Genomic DNA, 19,326 nt, shown 5'->3' on the forward strand with positions numbered 1-19,326 from the left:
CTTTCGTGTCGCGTTCGGTACTACGGGAGGCGTTACGGGCGTCGGAGCGCGTCGGCGGCGTCGGTGCCACCGGCCAGCTCCGACTCCAGCAGCTGCTTGCCCAGCAGCTCGGGGTCGGGCAGCGGCATCGGGTACTCGCCGTCGAAGCAGGCGCGGCAGAGGTTCGGCTTGGCGATGGTGGTCGCCTCGATCATGCCGTCGATGGAGATGTACGCGAGCGAGTCCGCGCCCAGCGACTTGCCGATCTCCTCGACCGTCATGCCGTTGGCGATCAGCTCGGCCCGGGTGGCGAAGTCGATGCCGAAGAAACACGGCCACTTCACCGGGGGCGACGAGATCCGGATGTGGACCTCGGCGGCACCGGCCTCACGGAGCATCCGGACCAGAGCGCGCTGGGTGTTGCCGCGGACGATGGAGTCGTCGACGACCACGAGGCGCTTGCCGCGGATGACTTCCTTGAGCGGATTGAGCTTGAGCCGGATGCCGAGCTGGCGGATGGTCTGGCTCGGCTGGATGAAGGTCCGGCCGACGTAGGAGTTCTTGACCAGGCCCGTGCCGTACGGGATGCCGCTGGCCTCCGCGTAGCCCACGGCGGCAGGGGTGCCGGACTCCGGGGTCGGTATCACCAGATCGGCCTCGACCGGGGCCTCGGCGGCGAGCTTGCGGCCCATCTCCACGCGGGAGAGATAGACGTTGCGGCCCGCGATGTCGGTGTCGGGGCGCGCGAGGTAGACGTATTCGAAGACGCAGCCCTTGGGCTTCGCCTCGGCGAAGCGGGAGGTCCGTACGCCGTTCTCGTCGATGGCGACCAGCTCGCCGGGCTCGACCTCGCGTACGAAGGAGGCGCCGCAGATGTCCAGGGCGGCGGTCTCGGAGGCCACCACCCAGCCGCGCTCCAGCCGGCCGAGGACCAGCGGGCGGATGCCCTGCGGATCACGGGCCGCGTACAGGGTGTGCTCGTCCATGAAGACGAGGGAGAAGGCGCCCTGTACGTCGGGGAGGACCTTGGCGGCCGCTTCCTCGATGGTCAGCGGCTTGCCGTCGGCGTCGGTCTGGCCCGCGAGGAGCGCGGTGACCAGGTCGGTGTCGTTGGTCGCCGCGACCTGGGTGGCCCTGCCGTTCTCCCGGGGGAGGGCGGCGACCATCTCGGCGAGCTGGGCGGTATTGACCAGGTTGCCGTTGTGACCGAGGGCGATGGAGCCGTTGGCGGTCGCCCGGAAGGTCGGCTGCGCGTTCTCCCACACCGAGGCTCCGGTGGTGGAGTAGCGGGCATGTCCGACCGCGATATGGCCCTGGAGGGAGCCGAGGGAGGTCTCGTCGAAGACTTGGGAGACAAGTCCCATGTCCTTGAAAACGAGGATCTGGGAGCCGTTGCTCACAGCGATACCCGCGGACTCCTGTCCACGGTGCTGCAATGCATACAGTCCGAAATAGGTGAGTTTGGCGACCTCTTCACCCGGAGCCCAGACACCGAAGACGCCACAAGCGTCCTGGGGGCCCTTCTCACCGGGGAGCAGGTCGTGGCTGAGTCGTCCGTCACCACGAGGCACAAGGTAAGTCTATTGCAGGTACGCGGTTCATCCGAACCGGGGACGAGGGGTTATGGCTCACACCACGCACAGCCACTCGACGCGTACGCGCGATGACCGTTCGGGGGCCTTTTCCCGCGTTTCCCGGCAGGGATTTCCCGGCGCTTTTTCCGGGGCCCCTCCCCCACTTTCCCCCGCTTTCCGCTGTTTTCCCCCGGCGGCCCCGGGAACGCCTTCGGATCAGCCCAGCAACGGCAGTTGCGCGGAGATGTCCGCGCGCTCCCCGCTCGCGGAAACGAGCGCGTGATCGAGGGCCGTGGCCCAGTCGGTACGGCCGGTCGCGAGGCGGACCCAGGTGAGGGCATCGGTCTCGACGACGTTGGGCGGGGTGCCCCGGGTGTGCTTGGGCCCTGCCACACACTGGACCACCGCAAAAGGCGGAATCCGGACTTCCACCGAACCGCCCGGTGCCTTGGTCGCGAGCCCGTCCGCCAACAGCCGCACACAGGTGGCCAACGCCTGCCGGTCGTAGGGGATCTCGGTGCCCAGCGCGGCGGCCAGATCGTCGGTGTGGACGGTCAGTTCGACACACCGGGTGACGATCAGATCGTCCAGGCGCATCGCGCCGACCCGGGCCGCGACGAGCCGGTCACCGGCGGCCGGGAGGGTGATCTCGGTGAAGCGGGTGGCGGTGCGGTCCAGGAGTTCGAGCGGCTCGCCGCCGGCGGCCGCCTCGTGGGCCGCCTCGTCGACCTTTCCCGCGAACGCGCGTGTGGCGAACGCCCAGTCGACCAGGGCGACTTCGTGGCGCTCGGGGGCGGGGGCCTCGATGCTGCGGCTGACGTTGTCGGTGACGCTCGCGATGTGCGCGGCCAGCTCGCGGACCGTCCAGTCGCCGAGCCGGGTCGGCAGCGCCAGCTGTTCGGCGCTCAGCCCCGCCACCGCCTCGCGCACGTTCCGGAACTGCGCGAGGACGGCGGCGCGGGTCTTGGCGGGGTCGTAGCTGCGGGCACGGGGTTTGCGCGGGGCGGAAGGCATGTTCCGACCCTAATCCGTGGGGGTGGGGCGGGTGGCCGATTGCGCCGAAGGCGGCCCGCCCCCGCAGGGACGGACCGCCTTCGTGAAGCCCGGGAACGGACGGGATCAGACGAGCAGCGCCGGGATCGTCGTCTCGTGCGCCTCGCGCAGCTCGGCCAGCGGAATGCTGAACTGGCCCTGCACATCGATCTCTTGGCCGTCGACGACACCCACGCGCGTGGCGGGCAGCCCGCGCGCGCCGCACATGTCGGTGAACCGCAGCTCCTCGCTGCGCGGCACCGAGACCAGCGCCCGGCCGGCCGACTCCGAGAAGAGGAAGACGAACGGGTCCATGCCCTCGGGGACGACGATCCGGGCACCCTTGCCGCCGCGCAGGCACGACTCGACGAGGGCCTGGATCAGCCCGCCGTCGGACAGGTCGTGCGCCGCGTCGGCCATGCCGTCGCGGGAGGCCGAGATGAGGATCTCGCCCAGCAGCTTCTCGCGGTCCAGGTCGACCTTGGGCGGCAGACCGCCGAGGTGGTCGTGGATCACCTGGGACCAGGCGGAGCCGCCCAGTTCCTCCGCCGTGTCGCCCAGCAGGTAGAGCAGCTGGCCCTCCTCGGCGAAGGCGATCGGCGTACGGCGCTCGACGTCGTCGATGACACCGAGCACCGCGACCACCGGGGTGGGGTGGATGGCCGTCTCGCCGGTCTGGTTGTACAGCGAGACGTTTCCGCCGGTCACCGGGGTGCCCAGGGCCAGGCAGCCGTCGGCCAGACCACGGGTGGCCTCGGCGAACTGCCACATGACGGCCGGGTCCTCGGGCGAACCGAAGTTCAGGCAGTTGGAGATGGCCAGCGGCCGCGCCCCGGAGGCGGCGACGTTGCGGTACGACTCGGCCAGCGCCAGCTGTGCGCCCGTGTACGGGTCGAGCTTGGTGTAGCGGCCGTTGCCGTCGGTGGCGACGGCGACACCGAGGTTGGTGTCCTCGTCGATGCGGACCATGCCCGAGTCCTCGGGCTGCGAAAGGATCGTGTTGCCCTGGACGAACCGGTCGTACTGGTCGGTGATCCAGGACTTGGAGGCCTGGTTCGGGGAGGAGACGACCTTCAGGACCTGCGCGCGCAGCTCCTCGGCCGTGGCCGGCCGGGGCAGCTTGTTCGCGTCGTCGGCCTGCAGGGCGTCCTGCCAGTCGGGGCGGGCGTACGGGCGCTCGTAGACCGGGCCCTCGTGCGCCACCGTGCGCGGCGGTACGTCCACGATCTGCTCGCCGTGCCAGAAGATCTCCAGCCGTTCGCCGTCGGTGACTTCACCGATGACGGTGGCGATGACGTCCCACTTCTCGCAGATCTCCATGAAGCGGTCGACCTTGCCGGGCTCGACGACCGCGCACATGCGCTCCTGCGACTCGCTCATGAGGATTTCCTCGGGCGAGAGGGAGGAGTCGCGCAGCGGCACGGTGTCCAGCTCGACGCGCATGCCGCCCGAACCGGCGCTGGCCAGCTCGCTGGTGGCGCAGGACAGCCCGGCGCCGCCGAGGTCCTGGATGCCGTCGACGAGGTCCTCGCGGAAGATCTCCAGGGTGCACTCGATGAGGAGCTTCTCCTGGAACGGGTCGCCGACCTGCACGGCGGGGCGCTTGGCGGGCTTCGAGTCGTCGAACGTCTCGGAGGCCAGGACGGAGACGCCGCCGATGCCGTCGCCGCCGGTGCGGGCGCCGTAGAGGATGACCTTGTTGCCGGCGCCGGAAGCCTTGGCGAGGTGGATGTCCTCGTGCTTCATCACACCGACGCACAGGGCGTTGACCAGCGGGTTGCCCTGGTAGCAGGCGTCGAAGACGACCTCGCCGCCGATGTTGGGCAGGCCCAGGCAGTTGCCGTAGCCGCCGATGCCCGCGACGACGCCCGGCAGGACGCGCTTGGTGTCCGGGTGGTCGGCCGCGCCGAACCGCAGCGGGTCCATGACGGCGACCGGGCGGGCGCCCATCGCGAGGATGTCGCGGACGATGCCGCCGATGCCGGTGGCCGCGCCCTGGTAGGGCTCGATGTACGAGGGGTGGTTGTGCGACTCGACCTTGAAGGTGACCGCGTACCCCTGGCCCACGTCGACGACGCCCGCGTTCTCGCCGATGCCGACGAGCATGGCGTCGTTGGCGGGGACCTTCTCGCCGAACTGCCGCAGATGGACCTTGCTGCTCTTGTACGAGCAGTGCTCGGACCACATGACGGAGTACATGGCGAGTTCGGCGCCGGTCGGGCGGCGGCCGAGGATCGCGCGGATGCGCTCGTACTCGTCCGGCTTCAGGCCGAGTTCGGCCCACGGCTGGTCGGTGTCGGGCGTCTCGCCCGCGTGCTTGACGGTGTCGAGGGTCATCAGGCGTCGACCAGCTTCTTGAGGATCGAGGTGAAGAATCCGAGCCCGTCGGTACGGCCGGTGCCGACCAGCGGCTCCACGGCGTGCTCGGGGTGCGGCATGAGGCCGACGACGTTGCCCGCCTCGTTGGTGATGCCGGCGATGTCACGCAGCGAACCGTTGGGGTTCACGTCCAGGTAGCGGAAGACGACCCGGCCCTCGGCCTCGAGCATGTCGAGGGTGCGCTCGTCGGCGACGTAACGGCCGTCGATGTTCTTCAGCGGGACGGAGATCTCCTGGCCCGCCGCGTAGTCGGACGTCCAGGCGGTGTCCGCGTTCTCCACCCGCAGCTTCTGGTCGCGGCAGATGAAGTGCAGGTGGTTGTTGCGGAGCATCGCGCCGGGCAGCAGGTGGGTCTCGGTGAGGACCTGGAAGCCGTTGCAGATGCCGAGGACGGGCATGCCCTCGCGGGCCCCCTCGATGACCTTCTCCATGACGGGCGAGAAGCGCGAAATGGCGCCCGCGCGCAGGTAATCGCCGTAGGAGAAGCCGCCCGGCAGGACCACGGCGTCGACCTGCCGGAGGTCCTTGTCGCGGTGCCAGAGCGGGACGGGTTCGAGCCCGGCGATCCTGACGGCCCGCTGGGTGTCGCGGTCGTCCAGGGTGCCGGGGAAGGTGATGACCCCTACGCGAGCCGTCATCGTGCTTCTCCGTCGACCTTCACGGTGAAGTCCTCGATCACGGTGTTGGCGAGAAACGTTTCCGCCATCTCGTGGATGCGGGCGAGGGCGGCCTCGTCGACCGGTCCCTCCACCTCGAGTTCAAAGCGCTTGCCCTGACGGACGTCGGCGATCCCCTCGAAACCCAGGCGGGGCAGTGCGCGCTGCACCGCCTGGCCCTGCGGGTCGAGGATCTCCGGCTTGAGCATGACGTCGACTACGACGCGTGCCACTGGCACTCCCGGTGTGTGGTGCGTGAGCTGAAGCGGTGATGTCAGAGTACAGTCCCGAAAAATCTACGCGCATAGATATCCTGGGCTTCCCGCTCGCTTTCACATCGACAAGGGGCCCGCCCGGGAAAAATCGCGGGAAAAACGCACGGCCCGCATTGCGGCGGGGCGCGCGGACAGAATTAACTGGGCTTCACCACTCAATGCCTTTTGTTGTACAAATGAATAAGCATTGATTCCAAACCACCGGAACCCCGGCATCACCGCAGGTCAATGCGGACGGTGCCGACCGAAAGGACCGATTTTCGTGGCGCAGCGCGTAGTGGTCACACTCTCCGACGACATCGACGGCGGGGAAGCGGCGGAAACCGTCTCCTTCGGCCTGGACGGCAGGTCGTACGAGATCGACCTCAACACCGCCAATGCAAAGAAACTGCGTGCCGCGCTGGCCCCCTACCTGGAGGCGGGCCGCAAGCAGTCCCGCTCCGGGAAGGTCTACCGGCGCACCGCCGTCGCGCCCGACCCGGCGGCCGTGCGTGCCTGGGCCCGCTCCAACGGCATGGAGGTGCCGCCGCGCGGCCGCATCCCCAAGAAGGTCTACGAGGCCTTCAACGCCGTCGACTGAGCCGACTTGCCAAACACCCCGGATGATCAGCTAGAGTCTGGATCACGCCGAGGGGCAAGGCCGGGAAACGGGCCCGAACTTCGGAGTCACGCGGGTGTAGCTCAGTAGTAGAGCGCCCCCCTTCCAGGGGGGAGGCGCAGTGTGCGATTCCTGTCACCCGCTCTCATCGCCGTCCGGCCACGCAAGTGGTCGGGTACGGTGATGCTCCGCCGATCGGCGGCCCTTCGTGGGCCGGTGTTCGGAGGCATGCGGGTGTAGCTCAGTAGTAGAGCGTCTCCCTTCCAGGGAGAAGGCGCAGTGTGCGATTCCTGTCACCCGCTCTCATCGCTTACCGACCACGCGAGTGGATCAGGTAGAGTGATGTTCGCGCCGCCGGTGAAAGCCGAGCGGAGGCATGCGGACGTAGCTCAGTTGGTAGAGCACCACCTTGCCAAGGTGGATGTCGCGAGTTCGAGTCTCGTCGTCCGCTCCATGGGAAGAAGGCCCCGGTCATCACGACCGGGGCCTTCTTCGTGTTCCCGCGACTCCGCCGTGTCCGGCTCCCGATGACACCGGCGCCCGATGACATTCGTCATCCGAAGCCATGACAGCCCGCACTGCCTTCGGGCCCGTTCCGCCGGGAGCCTTGAGGCATGGACATCGGGGACAGTGTGATCGACGTCACCGGGCTGCGGCGCCGGTACGGGCCGGCCGGGGACAAGGGGTTCGAGGCGGTGCGGGATGTTTCCTTCACCGTGGGGCGGGGCGAGTTGTTCGCGCTGCTCGGGACGAACGGCGCGGGCAAGACCTCCACGGTCGAGCTGCTGGAGGGGCTCGCGAAGCCCACCGGCGGCCGGGTGCGGGTGCTGGGCCACGATCCGTACGCGGAGCGCGGCGTGGTGCGGCCCCGGGTCGGGATGATGCTCCAGGAGGGCGGCTTCCCCTCCGATCTGACGGCGGCCGAGACGGTACGGATGTGGGCCGGCTGCACCACGGGGGCACGGCCCGTCGACGAGGCGCTCGGCCTGGTCAAGCTCGAACAGCGGCGTGACGTGCGCGTCAAGCAGCTCTCCGGGGGTGAGCGGCGGCGGCTGGACCTCGCGCTCGCGCTGACCGGCCGGCCCGAGGTGCTCTTCCTCGACGAGCCGACGACCGGACTCGACCCCGAGGCCCGCCACGACACCTGGGAGCTGGTGCGCCGGCTGCGGGCCGACGGCACGACGGTGCTGCTGACCACGCACTACCTGGAGGAGGCCGAGGCACTGGCCGACCGTCTCGCGATCATGCGCGAGGGGCGGATCGTGGCCGCGGGCACGCCGGCCGAGGTCATCGCCGCCTATCCGGCGCGGATCCGCTTCGGGATGCCGGCGGGCTGGTTCGTCGGGGACCTGCCGCCGCTGGACGCGCTCGGGGTGCTCCGGCACGAGGAGAACGAGGGGCGGATCGAGCTCCAGACCCACGAGTTGCAGCGGACCCTGACCGGGCTGCTGGTGTGGGCGCAGGACAAGGACCTGGAGCTGGACGGGCTGGACGCGCGGACCGCCTCGCTGGAGGAGGCGTTCCTGGCGATAGCGGGCGCGGGCACGGCCACCGACGCCGACGGTACGAGGACGGGGCGGGGCGAGCGATGACGACGACACGGATGCTGGCGATGGGGCGGGCGGAACTGCTCCTGCTGAGCCGGAACAAGATGGCGCTCTACGTGGCGCTGCTGCTGCCCGCCTTCATGGTCTGGGCCATGCGCAACGGCACGAGCAAGCTCGACCCCGAGGACACGGGGATGTCCGTCAATGAGATCTCGATGACCGGGGCGTTCGGCTTCATCCTGCTCCTGGTCGTCTACCAGAACCTGGTGAGTTCGCTGGTGGCCCGCCGTGAGGAACTCGTCCTCAAGCGGCTGCGCACCGGCGAGGCCGGCGATGTGGAGATCATCGCCGGGACCGCGCTGCCGGCGGTGGCCGTGGCGCTGGCGCAGTGCGTGGTGCTGCTGGTGGCGGGCATCTTCTGGCTGGACCTGCGGGCGGTCGCCCGGCCCGATCTGCTGCTGGCCGGGGTGGTGCTGGGGATCGTCATGTCCGTCGCCCTGGCCGCCGTCACCACGGTGATCGCGAAGACGGTGGAGAGCGCGCAGTTGGTGACCTCTCCCCTGCTGCTGCTCTCGCTGATGGGCTCGGGGCTGGTCGTACCGCTGGAGATCTTCCCCGAGGCCGTCGCCGACGTGGGCCGGCTGCTGCCGCTGACGCCGGTGGTCGAGCTGGTCCGTGGCGGCTGGCTGGGCGGCATGGACGCGGGCGAGGCCCTGCGGGCGCTGGTCACCGCCTTGGCCTGGACGGCGCTGGCCGTGTTTGCTGTACGCCGGTGGTTCCGCTGGGAACCACGGCGGTAACGGTGGGGCCGAGGGACATGACGGGGGGGCGCGCGCATGGGCATGCGGACGCGGGTGCGGGGCTGGCGGGGCCGGAGCGGCATCGCCCGGGTGGACAGTTACACCCGCTGGACGGTGTACCTGACGCCCTTGATGCTGCTCGCCTTCGATGTCCCCATGGTGCTCGGCGGCGGGCGGCACGCGGCGCTCGGCTGGACGCTGATCACCCTCGGGGCCGCGCAGTGTGCCCTGCATCCCTCGCTGGCCCGGCGGGCCTTCGACCACCGCCTCGGCCGGGGCCCCGCGCCCTGGCGGCGGCTGGCCGGTGGCGGCGCGCTGTTCCTGGCCACGGTGGCGGTGCTCGGGTACCAGGTCGCCGAGCACGGACCCGGCCGGTACCCGTTGGCCCTGTGGATCCTGATGGGCAGCGGGCTGTCCGTCCTCGGCTCCTACAGCCTGCTGACCCGGCTCGTCCCGTACACGCTGGTCTGCCTGGGCGCCGGGGCGGTGGCGGGGGCGGTGATGAGCTTGGTCTCGGGCGAGTGGGAGTGCCTGCCGGTGGTCCTCCTGGCGGCCTTCCTCCTCGCCCTGTGGAGCGTCGGCGTCGTGCGTACCTCGGCGTGGATGCTCGCCGTGATGTGGGAGCTGGACGCGGCACGGGGCGCGCAGGCGCGGCTGGCGGTCGCGGAGGAACGGCTGCGGTTCGGGCGGGACATGCACGACGTGCTCGGCCGCAATCTCTCGGTGATCGCGCTCAAGAGCGAACTGGCGGTCCGGCTCGCCGGGCGCGGTTCCCCGGCCGCCCTCGACGAGATGAACGAGGTCCAGCGGCTCGCACGGGAGTCCCAGCGGGAGGTGCGGGACGTCGTCCGGGGCTACCGGGAGGCCGATCTGCACACCGAACTGGCGGGGGCCCGGAGCGTGCTGGCCTCCGCCGGCATCGACTGCCGCATCGACGACAAGGCGGGCGAGGAACTGCCGCCCGCCGCGCAGTCGGCGCTGGCCTGGGTGGTCCGCGAGGCCACGACCAACGTGCTGCGCCACGCGGAGGCCGGGCGCTGTGCCGTACGGATGCGGGTGGTGGAGGGAACGGCGGTGCTGGTGATCGAGAACGACGGTGTCGCGCCGGCGGGCCCGGTGTCCGGTGGCGGCTCGGGCCTCGCGGGCCTGCGGGAACGACTCGCCGCCCTCGGCGGCACGCTCACGGCCGACCGCCACCCGCCCGCCGCGTTCCGTGTGACGGCCCGGGTTCCGCTCGCACGGGCGGGCACGGTGACCGGACCCATCGGGACCGCAGGGCCCGCCGGGACCGCCGTCGGCACCGCCGTCGGCACCGCCCTCGGGACCGCCGAGGACGCCGCATGAGCGGGCAGACACCCGGCGGCCGGCCGATACGGGTGCTGCTCGCCGACGACGAGCACCTCATCCGTGGTGCGCTCGTCGCGCTGCTCGGGCTGGAGGACGATCTCCAGGTGGTCGCGGAGGCCGCCTCGGGGACGGAGGCCCTCGTCATGGCGCGGGCGCACCGGCCGGACGTCGCGGTTCTCGATCTTCAAATGCCGGGGGCCGACGGCGTGACGGTCGCCACATCGCTGCGGACCGAACTGCCCCTGTGCCGGAGCATGATCGTGACCGGGCACGGTCGCCCCGGGCATCTGAAGCGGGCCCTCGAAGCGGGGGTGCGGGGGTTCGTGCCGAAGACCGTCTCGGCGCAGCGGCTCGCCGAGATCATCCGTACCGTGCACGGCGGAAGCCGCTATGTGGACCCGGAGTTGGCGGCCGACGCGATCAGCGCGGGGGACTCGCCGCTGACCGCGCGGGAGGCGGAGCTGCTGGAGCTGGCGGAGGACGGCGCTCCGATCGCGGAGATCGCGGAGCGGGCGGTTCTGACGCCGGGAACGGTCCGCAACTACCTCTCGGCGGCCGCCGCGAAGCTGGGGGCGGAGAACCGTCACGCGGCGGCGCGCATCGCACGCGCTCAAGGTTGGCTATAGTGGTTCCCGCACCGCACGGAAGCGCGGGGCATGCGGACGTAGCTCAGTTGGTAGAGCACCACCTTGCCAAGGTGGATGTCGCGAGTTCGAGTCTCGTCGTCCGCTCCATTACGAGAAGGCCCCGGTCATCAGACCGGGGCCTTTTTCGTCCAGGCCAGGCGGAAGCGGGCGCCGCCGCCCTCGGCCCGTTCCGCGGTCAGCTCGGCGCCGTGGGCGCGGGCGATCTGGCGGGCCATGGCCAGGCCCAGGCCGGAGCCGGGCAGGGCGCGGGCCTGGCGGGACCGGTAGAAGCGGTCGAAGACGTAGGGCAGGTCCTCGGCGGAGATGCCCCGGCCGTGGTCGCGCACGGTCAGGTCCAGGGCCCCGTCCCGTGCGGTGAGGCGCACCTCGACCGTGGCGCCGGGTGGGCTGAACTTGGCGGCGTTGTCGAGCAGATTGGACAGCAGCCGGGCCAGCCGGGCGGGCACCCCCGGAACGGTCGCCCGGTCCAGGTCGGCCGTGAAGAACGTGTTCGGCCAGTGGCCCCGCGCGTCGGCCACGCAGCGTTCGGCCAGCGCGTCCAGCCGGACCGCTTCCACCAGCTGCTGCGGTTCCTCGTCGCGGGCCAGCTCGATGAGGTCGTTGACCATGCCCGTCACCTCGCGCAGCTGCCGGCCCAGCGCGGTGGCGGCCCGGTCGCGCTGGGCGTCGGTGAGCCGGTCGGCGCGGGCGAGCAGTTCGGCGTTGGTGCGCAGCGCGGTGAGCGGAGTGCGCAGTTCGTGGGAGGCGTCGGCGACCAGGCGGCGCTGGGCGGCGACGGCCTCCTCCAGCTCGCCGAGCATCGTGTTGAAGCTGGCCGCCAGGCGGGTGATCTCGTCCTCGCGGCGTGCCTCGTACGGGGGCAGCTCGATGCGGTGGGCGGGGTCGCGGGTGGCGGCGATGTGTTCGGCGGTGGCTGTGAGGCGGGTCACCGGGCGCAGGGAGGTGCGGGAGGCGAAGTAGCCGAGCGCCGCGGCGAGGAGAACGCCCACGCCGCCGACCGCGCCGAGCAGCAGCCCCGCCTGTTCGACACCCTGGTCGACGGTGTCGGAGCGCATCGCCACCTGGAGGGCGCGGCCGTCCTTGGCCGGGGTGGTGAGCATCCGCATCGGGCGCCCGTCGTGGGTGATGTCGCTGTAGTACGCGCCGAGGGTGCCGGCGGCGACGCGGCGGGTGGCGCCGGTGACAGGCAGCACCAGGGCCCGTTCGCCGCGCGGCACGGGGGCCGCCGGGTCGGCGCGCACGAGCTGGGCGCAGGCGGGGGCGGCGAGCCAGGCGCACTCCCCGTAGAGGGTGCCGGTGCCGACGGCGCGGCCCCGCTGGGTGATCAGGGCGGCCTGCTGCTTGAGCTGGAGGTCGAGCTGACGGCCGAGTTCGTAGCGGATGACGACGTACGCGGCGGCGAGCACACCGAGGGCGACGAGGGCGACGGCGGCGGAGGTGACGAGGGCCAGCCGGGCGCGCAGCGGGCGGCGGCCGAACAGCCGCCGGTGCGGCGACCTCATCGTTCCGCCAGCCGGTAGCCGATGCCGTGCACGGTGTGGACGAGGCGGGACGCGCCCTGCGCCTCCAGTTTGCGGCGCAGATAGCCGATGTAGACGGCCAGGGAATTGGAGTCGGGCCCGAAGTCGGTGCCCCAGACCCGCTCCTGGATCACCTCGCGGGGCAGCACCTGCCCGGGGTGCAGCAGGAACACCTCCAGCAGGGTGAATTCGGTGCGGGTGAACTCCAGGGGGATGTCTCCGCGCACACCGGTGCGGGTGGCCGGGTCGACGCGGAGGTCGGCGAAGGCCAGCCCGGGCCGGTCGGCGGTCCGCTCCACGGGGGCGGCGCGGCGCAGCAGGGCCCGCAGCCGGGCGAGGAGTTCGTCGAGGGCGAAGGGTTTGACGAGGTAGTCGTCGGCGCCCGCGTCGAGGCCGGCGACCCGGTCGGAGACGGCGTCGCGGGCGGTGAGGACGAGGACGGGGGTCCGGTCGCCGAGGTCGCGCAGCCGGCGGCAGACGGCGAGGCCGTCGAGGACGGGCATGGCGAGATCGAGGACGATCGCGGCGGGCGGGGCGGCGGCGACGGCGGAGAGGGCTTCGAGACCGTCGGCGGCGGAACGCACGGTGTAGCCCTCGACGCTGAGGCCGTCGACGACGGCCGCCCGTACGTCGGGGTCGTCGTCCACGACGAGTACGGCCGGGGCGGCATCGGGCATGCGAAGGCCTCTCGCGCGGGTGATCGACCTCGACTGATCAGCTCGGATGATCAGGGCCGGAAGATCGGGGTCGTTTTCTCCGCACACCTTGGCAGAGGGAGTCTTAAAGCGCTCTAAGAGCGCCTCGCCATGCTGCGGGCGGGGGGTGACGGCCGTCGCCACCCGCCCGCAGCGTGGCGGTGTCCTCAAGCGCCGGACGGGCCGGTGTGGGCGGGGCGGACCTTACCCCCAGCTCATGCCCGTCAGGCGCTCGTAGGCCTCCACGTACTTCGCCCGCGTCCGCTCCACGATGTCCTGCGGCAGCTCCGGGGGCGGCAGTTCGCCGTGGCGGTCCCAGCCGGAGGCGGGGGACGACAGCCAGTCGCGGACGAACTGCTTGTCGAAGGATGCCTGCGGGCGGCCCGGCTGCCACTCGTCGGCGGGCCAGAAGCGGGACGAGTCCGGGGTCAGCACCTCGTCGGCGAGGACCAGCTCGCCGTCCGCGAAGCCGAACTCGAACTTCGTGTCGGCCAGCACGATGCCCCGGTCGCGGGCGATGTCACGGGCGCGGCCGTAGACGGCCAGGGTGGTCTGGCGGAGCTGGGCGGCGGTCTCCGCGCCCACCTGCCGGGCCACCTCCTCGTAGCTGACGTTCTCGTCGTGCTCGCCGACCTCGGCCTTCGTGGCCGGGGTGAAGATCGGCGACGGCAGCTCGGAGGCGTCCTCCAGGCCCTCGGGGAGAGCCAGCCCGCAGACCGTACGGGTCTGCTGGTACTCCACGAGGCCGGAGCCCGTCAGATAGCCGCGGGCCACGCACTCGACCGGAACCATGTCCAGGGAGCGGCAGACCAGGGTGCGCCCCGCCCAGTCGGCGGGGGCGCCGGCGGGCGGCTCGGCGGACAGGACGTGGTGCGGGACGAGATCGGTGAGCCGGTCGAACCACCACAGGGAGAGCTGGGTGAGGATCCGGCCCTTGTCGGGGATCTCGCTGGGCAGCACCCAGTCGTAGGCGGACATCCGGTCGGTGGCGACCATGACCAGATCGCCGTTCTCATCGCGGTAGAGGTCGCGGACCTTGCCCGTGTGCACGTGCACGAGACCGGGCACCTCGACCGGTTCGGGCTTCTCTACGAATCCGGACACGCGTCCTCCTGGTGGTTTGTCCAAGCACCCACGATTCTGCCGTACGGCGCGGCCGGGGGCGGGTGCGGGTCAGTCGCGCTTGCAGATGCGGTCCAGGAGATTGGCCGTGGCCCGCTGGATCCGGCTGTCCACATGGCCCGGGCGGTCCAGCGCCGGGGACCAGGCGAAGGTGCCCGCCGCGAACACCAGGGCACCGCTGGGGGCCCGGTAGAGGGACGTCTCCTGATGCCGCCGGACGCCCTCGGCGTCCTCGTACGGGGAGTGCGTGAGCAGGATGCGGCGGGTGTGCTCGGGCAGGGCCGTCCGGGGGTAGTAGCGGTCGGCCTCGCCCGCGACGAGGCCGGGCAGCTCGTCACCCTCGCCGGCCCCCGTGGCGTCCCACAGCCAGTGGTCGGCGTTGCGGACGACCATCGGGGCGGGCTCGGGCACCCGGCCCGCGTACTGGATGCCCAGCACCTGCTGCTCGGGCAGGCCCGTGTCGCGCCACCGGGCGGCGCGGCCGGGGCCGCGGCGTTTGCGGCAGGTGAGCAGCCGGTCCGGGCCCGCCGGCGAGGGCGCCAGCTCGGACTGCCAGTACATGGTGTTGGCGGAGAGGAACACCAGCGAGGTGCCGGTGTCGCGGGCCAGCTCGGCGGCGCCGCGCATGGCGGACGTCCAGTACTCGTCGTGCCCGGGGAAGACCAGGCCGCGGTAGCGGGAGGGATCGACGCGGCCCGCGTGCAGATCGCGGGTGTCGGCGTAGGCGAGGTCGTAGCCGTACCGCTCGGCCCAGCGGATGAAGTCGTAGGCGTGGCCCACGTGCAGGGGCAGCCCCGCGCCGGCGAAGGGGCGGTCGAAGGAGACGGTGGTCGCCGCGTCACTCTCGCCCAGCAGCCGGCCCTCCTCGTCCCAGGCGTGGTAGAGGCTCGCGCCGGTGCGCCCGTCCTCCGGGTAGAGGTTGTAGGCCTGCCAGGTGATGTCGGGGAGGACGAGCAGCAGGTCGGCGGGGTGGTTGTCGCGCACGGTGAAGGGGATGTGGCTGCGGTAGCCGTCGGCGGTGGTCAGCACCGCCACGTACGCGCCGAGGCTCCAGTACGTGGGGATCTGGAGCCGCCAGGAGAGCCACCAGTGGTGGCAGGAGACCGTGCGGTCGACGCTCAGCGGGGGCGGCTGGACGATGCCCGACAGCCGGGGACTGGTGGTGATCTTCGAGGCGCCGTCGCCCCCGTAGTGGCCGATGCGGTAGACGTCCACGGCGAACTGCTGCGGCGGGTCGACGGTGATGCGGAAGTCCAGTGCCTCACCGGGGGCGACGGCTCCGGTGCTGGTGAAGCCCTTGATCTGGCGCTGGACGTCGTCGGCGCTGCGGGGGCCCGCGTGTCGGGGCACGGGGGTCCTGCCGCCGGCGGCCGGTACCGGCTCCACGTACCACGGGACGATCCGGCCGGTGCCGTCGAAGTAGTACTCGCCGCCGCGCAGCCAGGGCAGCGGGCCCTGGCCGAAGGGGTCCGAGACGCCGTGCGCGAGTGCCCCGGACTCCCAGCGGTGGATCTGGTCCATCCCCATGTGCGCTCCCTCCCCTACGCCCCCGACGCGTACCGGGTCGTCGCTGTCCGGATCGTCGCCGCCCGGCGCGGTGGAGCACGGCTCGGGCCCGGCCGGTCGGGATCTCCGTACGGCCGGTCAGGGGCTCCACGCGGACGGTTGCCCCGGGCAGCGAACCCCAGCACATCACATAACGCGCCCGGCTCGTCACTGGTCGTCGTGAAATTCCCCGGAAAGCGCCGGGCCGAACACTTACGCAGCGTCACGACGGGCGGCTTCGGGGAGCGCGTGTCACACCAGGCGTACGGGCTTCTCGGGGCGGACCCCGACCTCCCCCAGCCAGGCGCGCAGGGGCTCGCCGTCACCGTCCTCGATGAGGCTGAGGACGGAGTGGGCCAGGTCGGCGCGGCGCACCCCGCCGATGAGCAGGGCGGGGCCGTCCAGCCAGTCCAGGCCGGGGAGGGCGCCCGCGGTGTCCACGGCCGCGCAGCAGACCATGGCCGTCACATGGTCGGTCAGCAGCTCTCTGCCGCTGCGTGGCGGCTGCAGCGGGAACAGCGGCGCGAGGCCGTCGACCCAGGGGTCACCCGTGGCGGTGAACGCGCCCCGGTCGGTGGTGCCGTTCTCGTGGGCGGCGCCCCGGGCCGCGTCGCGGGCCACTTCGGCGCTGAGCCGGGCCTCCAACTGCTCGCCCGTCCCGGCGCGGGCGGGGCCGGCCAGCCGGTCGAGGACGCGGGCCACCGTGGGGGCGGCGGCGGGGCCGGGCCGGACGCCGGGCACGGTGCCGGGTGTGGGGATGTCGTCGAGGACGCGGTGCAGCCGGGCGGCCTCCAGCCGCCAGGTGCGGTCCACGACCTCCTCCGGGTACTGGTTCCAGGCGACCGGCGACCAGTCGGGGCCGGGCTCGGGCGGGCCGCCGTGGAAGAGCCGGGCGGCCAGCAGGGAGGCGGCCTCGTCGATGACGCCGGGCTCCTCCAGCAGATCGCAGGCGGGCCGCTCGCCCAGCCGGGAGGTGAAGCCCTCCGCGAGCCGGTCGCGGCGGGACAGCTCGGTGAGCGCGGAGACGACACCCGCGTCGAGCCGGGAGGGCCAGCGGCCCATCCGCCAGGCGGGCAGCGCCACCCGGTTGAGCAACCGGTCCCAGCCGGCGTAGGCGAGACCGACCTGCTCCTGGGCGACGATGCGCAGACCGTAGTCGACGGTCTGGGAGCGCTCGGAGGCGGCGGCGGCCACGCCGCGCTCCATTTCGGCGGCGTGGTCCCGGCAGGAGCGCAGCAGCGTCCGGGCGGCCCAGCCGACGAAGGCGAGGGCGGGGCGGGCCGCGGCGACCGCCACGGCGGCGTCCAGACCCCGCACGAAGCGGCGGGCCGCGGCTATGTCGGGGTTGGCGGAGGGGCCCGTGCCCGCGACGACGGGGGCGAGCAGGGCGCGCAGCTCGGCGACGCGCATCCACCACAGGAACGGCGAGCCGATCACCAGGACGGGCGCGGCCCCGGAGCGGCGCCGGGTGCGCGGCCGCTCGCGCGGCGGGTCGTGCGCGGGATGGGTGCGGTCCTCCAGCCAGCTGTCGCAGTCCGGCGTGAGGGCTATCGCGGAGGGGGCCGGGACGTCGAGCCGCTCGGCGAGGTCACGGACCAGGCGGTAGAGGTCGGGGGCCGTCTCCTCCGGGATGGCGACGGTGGGGCTGAGGGCGGGGCGGGCCCGGACGACCACGGCGGTGACGACCGCGGCCAGCAGCAGCACCAGGACCGCGGTGCCGGTCACCGCCCAGCGGGCCGTCTCCCAGCCGCCGCCGTCGGGGAAGCGGCCCATGGCGGTGCCCGCCAGCAGCACGACGGCGGCCGCCGCGGGCAGCAGGGCGACGGCCAGCGCGGTGCCGCGGATGCGCAGCACGGCGAGGGCTCGGGCGCGCGCGGCTTGCGCGCCTGCTTCGGGACCTGCCACGAGACCGTTCACCCCCTTGCTTCCCTTGGTGTGCGCTGCCGAGGAGTGCGACAGCGGGCCCAACGCCCTTCGCGTTGCCTACCCCCACTGTGGCACCGGGTGCTGACATCGCAATGCCGGTGGGCCAGTTGCCGGACGCGCGGCAGCTCGCTTGCGCCGCACCCTAGTTGGGGGCGCGGCGCGCGTCAGCCGGTTGGACAAGTGGTCACTCGATGGAATGGCTTTGGGTAAAGCCGCCCCCGAAACGCACATCCGTACGGGCCGGTAACGCCATGGGGGGTCCCCCGCCGAAGCGGGGGACCCCCCATGTCATGACGTATCGGTCACGCCACTCGAACCCGGCTCGAACCCGGCTCGGGCCGGGCTCAGACGGAAGCGGCCTTCGCCGCGATGTCGGTGCGGTGGTGCGAGCCGTCCAGCCGGATCCGGGAGACCGCCTCGTACGCGCGCTCGCGGGCGGTGGCCAGGTCGGCGCCGGTCGCGGTCACGGACAGCACCCGGCCGCCCGCGCTGACCACCCGGCCGTCGGCGTCCAGCGCGGTGCCCGCGTGCAGCACGTACGCCTTCTCGTCCGCCTTCTCGTCCGTCTGCCCGGCACCCTGCCCGCCGGACGCCGCCTCGGGCAGGCCCTCGATGACGTCCCCGGTGCGCGGGGTGCCCGGGTAGTTGTGGGAGGCGATGACGACGGTGACGGCGGCGCCGTCGCTCCAGCGCAGCGGCGGCTCGGCGGCCAGGTTGCCGGTGGAGGCGTTGAGCAGGACGCTCGCCAGCGGCGTCTTGAGACGCGCGAGGACGACCTGCGTCTCGGGGTCGCCGAAGCGCGCGTTGAACTCGATGACCCGCACCCCGCGCGAGGTGATCGCGAGCCCGGCGTAGAGCAGCCCGGAGAAGGGCGTGCCCCGGCGGCGCAGCTCGTCGACGGTGGGCCGCAGCACGGTCTCCATGACCTCGTCGACCAGCTTCGGATCGGCCCACGGCAGCGGGGAGTAGGCGCCCATGCCGCCGGTGTTCGGGCCTTCGTCGCCGTCGAGCGCCCGCTTGAAGTCCTGGGCGGGCGACAGCGGCAGGACCGTCTCGCCGTCGGTGATCGCGAAGAGGGAGACCTCGGGGCCGTCGAGGAACTCCTCGATGACCACCCTTTCGCACGCCAGGGCGTGCGCGCGGGCGACGGCGAGGTCACCGGTGACGACGACGCCCTTGCCGGCGGCGAGACCGTCGTCCTTGACGACGTACGGGGCACCGAACGCGTCGAGGGCCTCGTCGATCTCGGCGGGCGTGGTGCAGACGTAGGCGCGGGCCGTGGGCACGCCCGCGGCGGCCATGACGTCCTTGGCGAACGCCTTCGACCCCTCCAGCCGCGCGGCCTGGGCGGACGGACCGAAAGCGGGGATGCCGCGCGCGCGGACGGCGTCGGCGACACCCGCGACGAGCGGGGCCTCCGGGCCGACGACGACGAGGTCCGCGCGCAGCGACGCGGCCAGCTCCGCGACGGCCGCGCCGTCGAGGGCGTCCACCGCGTGCAGCTCCGCGACCTCGGCGATCCCGGCGTTGCCGGGGGCGCAGTGCAGCGCGGTGACGTCGGGATCGAGGGAGAGTGAGCGGCACAGGGCGTGTTCGCGGGCGCCGCCGCCGATGACGAGGACCTTCACACGGTCACCCTATGGCCTCGCCGGACGATCACCGGCCGCGCGGTCCCCGGTCGGCG

16 protein-coding genes and 4 tRNA genes are annotated in these 19,326 nt (G+C 72.3%); 9 read left to right on the forward strand and 11 right to left on the reverse strand.

Annotated features, from left to right (window positions below):
• Positions 1 to 32 precede the first annotated feature (32 nt).
• The 5 genes from purF to purS all read right to left on the reverse strand — a co-directional run bounded on the left by purF (position 33) and on the right by purS (position 5,853).
• A complete protein-coding gene (gene purF, locus ACZ6MA_RS19960) occupies positions 33 to 1,550 on the reverse strand; it encodes an amidophosphoribosyltransferase (protein ID WP_469435227.1) in 1,518 nt (505 codons plus the stop codon).
• Positions 1,551 to 1,769: 219 nt separating this feature from the next.
• Positions 1,770 to 2,567 carry a maleylpyruvate isomerase family mycothiol-dependent enzyme gene (locus tag ACZ6MA_RS19965; RefSeq protein ID WP_469435228.1) on the reverse strand — a complete coding sequence of 266 codons (798 nt, stop codon included), beginning with the start codon at positions 2,565 to 2,567 and terminating at the stop codon, positions 1,770 to 1,772.
• A gap of 105 nt (positions 2,568 to 2,672) precedes the next feature.
• Positions 2,673 to 4,922: a phosphoribosylformylglycinamidine synthase subunit PurL gene (gene purL, locus ACZ6MA_RS19970; protein ID WP_469435229.1), complete on the reverse strand. Its 2,250-nt coding sequence runs from the start codon at positions 4,920 to 4,922 to the stop codon at positions 2,673 to 2,675.
• Positions 4,922 to 5,602: a phosphoribosylformylglycinamidine synthase subunit PurQ gene (purQ, locus tag ACZ6MA_RS19975; protein WP_469435230.1), complete on the reverse strand. Its 681-nt coding sequence runs from the start codon at positions 5,600 to 5,602 to the stop codon at positions 4,922 to 4,924. Before purQ ends, purL begins: the two co-directional genes overlap by 1 nt.
• The gene (purS, locus tag ACZ6MA_RS19980) at positions 5,599 to 5,853 is read right to left on the reverse strand and encodes a phosphoribosylformylglycinamidine synthase subunit PurS (RefSeq protein ID WP_130878754.1); all 255 of its coding nucleotides are present in this window, start codon (positions 5,851 to 5,853) and stop codon (positions 5,599 to 5,601) included. Before purS ends, purQ begins: the two co-directional genes overlap by 4 nt.
• A 304-nt stretch (positions 5,854 to 6,157) precedes the next feature.
• On the opposite strand from purS, the gene ACZ6MA_RS19985 reads away from it, so the two are divergent.
• From ACZ6MA_RS19985 to ACZ6MA_RS20025, 9 genes are all read left to right on the forward strand, one after another.
• A complete protein-coding gene (locus ACZ6MA_RS19985) occupies positions 6,158 to 6,475 on the forward strand; it encodes a histone-like nucleoid-structuring protein Lsr2 (RefSeq protein ID WP_469435231.1) in 318 nt (105 codons plus the stop codon).
• Positions 6,476 to 6,565: 90 nt separating this feature from the next.
• Positions 6,566 to 6,637: transfer RNA gene (locus ACZ6MA_RS19990), tRNA-Gly, on the forward strand.
• An 86-nt stretch (positions 6,638 to 6,723) separates the two neighbouring features.
• Positions 6,724 to 6,795: transfer RNA gene (locus ACZ6MA_RS19995), tRNA-Gly, on the forward strand.
• Between the two features lie 76 nt (positions 6,796 to 6,871).
• A tRNA-Gly gene (locus tag ACZ6MA_RS20000) sits at positions 6,872 to 6,947 on the forward strand.
• 160 nt (positions 6,948 to 7,107) lie between these two features.
• The gene (locus ACZ6MA_RS20005) at positions 7,108 to 8,085 is read left to right on the forward strand and encodes an ABC transporter ATP-binding protein (RefSeq protein ID WP_469435232.1); all 978 of its coding nucleotides are present in this window, start codon (positions 7,108 to 7,110) and stop codon (positions 8,083 to 8,085) included.
• Entirely contained in the window at positions 8,082 to 8,840 is a 759-nt protein-coding gene (locus tag ACZ6MA_RS20010; protein WP_469435233.1) for an ABC transporter permease, read from the forward strand. The genes ACZ6MA_RS20005 and ACZ6MA_RS20010 overlap by 4 nt, the downstream gene beginning before the upstream one ends.
• A 36-nt stretch (positions 8,841 to 8,876) precedes the next feature.
• Positions 8,877 to 10,184 (forward strand): sensor histidine kinase, encoded by a 1,308-nt coding sequence (locus ACZ6MA_RS20015; protein WP_469435234.1) that lies wholly within the window; start codon positions 8,877 to 8,879, stop codon positions 10,182 to 10,184.
• Positions 10,181 to 10,813: a response regulator gene (locus tag ACZ6MA_RS20020; RefSeq protein ID WP_469435235.1), complete on the forward strand. Its 633-nt coding sequence runs from the start codon at positions 10,181 to 10,183 to the stop codon at positions 10,811 to 10,813. The genes ACZ6MA_RS20015 and ACZ6MA_RS20020 overlap by 4 nt, the downstream gene beginning before the upstream one ends.
• A 32-nt stretch (positions 10,814 to 10,845) precedes the next feature.
• Positions 10,846 to 10,921: transfer RNA gene (locus ACZ6MA_RS20025), tRNA-Gly, on the forward strand.
• Between the two features lie 20 nt (positions 10,922 to 10,941).
• On the opposite strand, the gene ACZ6MA_RS20030 is transcribed toward ACZ6MA_RS20025, so the two are convergent.
• From ACZ6MA_RS20030 to purD, 6 genes are all read right to left on the reverse strand, one after another.
• Complete coding sequence (locus tag ACZ6MA_RS20030; RefSeq protein WP_469435236.1) at positions 10,942 to 12,336, reverse strand: sensor histidine kinase; 1,395 nt, start codon at positions 12,334 to 12,336, stop codon at positions 10,942 to 10,944.
• Complete coding sequence (locus ACZ6MA_RS20035; RefSeq protein WP_469435237.1) at positions 12,333 to 13,031, reverse strand: response regulator transcription factor; 699 nt, start codon at positions 13,029 to 13,031, stop codon at positions 12,333 to 12,335. The genes ACZ6MA_RS20030 and ACZ6MA_RS20035 overlap by 4 nt, the downstream gene beginning before the upstream one ends.
• Positions 13,032 to 13,253: 222 nt before the next feature.
• Positions 13,254 to 14,153, reverse strand: a complete 900-nt coding sequence (locus ACZ6MA_RS20040) for a phosphoribosylaminoimidazolesuccinocarboxamide synthase (protein ID WP_469435238.1) — start codon at positions 14,151 to 14,153, stop codon at positions 13,254 to 13,256.
• A 69-nt stretch (positions 14,154 to 14,222) separates the two neighbouring features.
• Complete coding sequence (locus tag ACZ6MA_RS20045; protein WP_469435239.1) at positions 14,223 to 15,698, reverse strand: N,N-dimethylformamidase beta subunit family domain-containing protein; 1,476 nt, start codon at positions 15,696 to 15,698, stop codon at positions 14,223 to 14,225.
• A gap of 270 nt (positions 15,699 to 15,968) precedes the next feature.
• Entirely contained in the window at positions 15,969 to 17,621 is a 1,653-nt protein-coding gene (locus ACZ6MA_RS20050) for a hypothetical protein (protein WP_469435240.1), read from the reverse strand.
• 365 nt (positions 17,622 to 17,986) lie between these two features.
• Positions 17,987 to 19,270 carry a phosphoribosylamine--glycine ligase gene (purD, locus tag ACZ6MA_RS20055; RefSeq protein WP_469435241.1) on the reverse strand — a complete coding sequence of 428 codons (1,284 nt, stop codon included), beginning with the start codon at positions 19,268 to 19,270 and terminating at the stop codon, positions 17,987 to 17,989.
• Positions 19,271 to 19,326 lie beyond the last annotated feature (56 nt).

This window comes from Streptomyces sp. NPDC042259 (genome assembly GCF_055582085.1).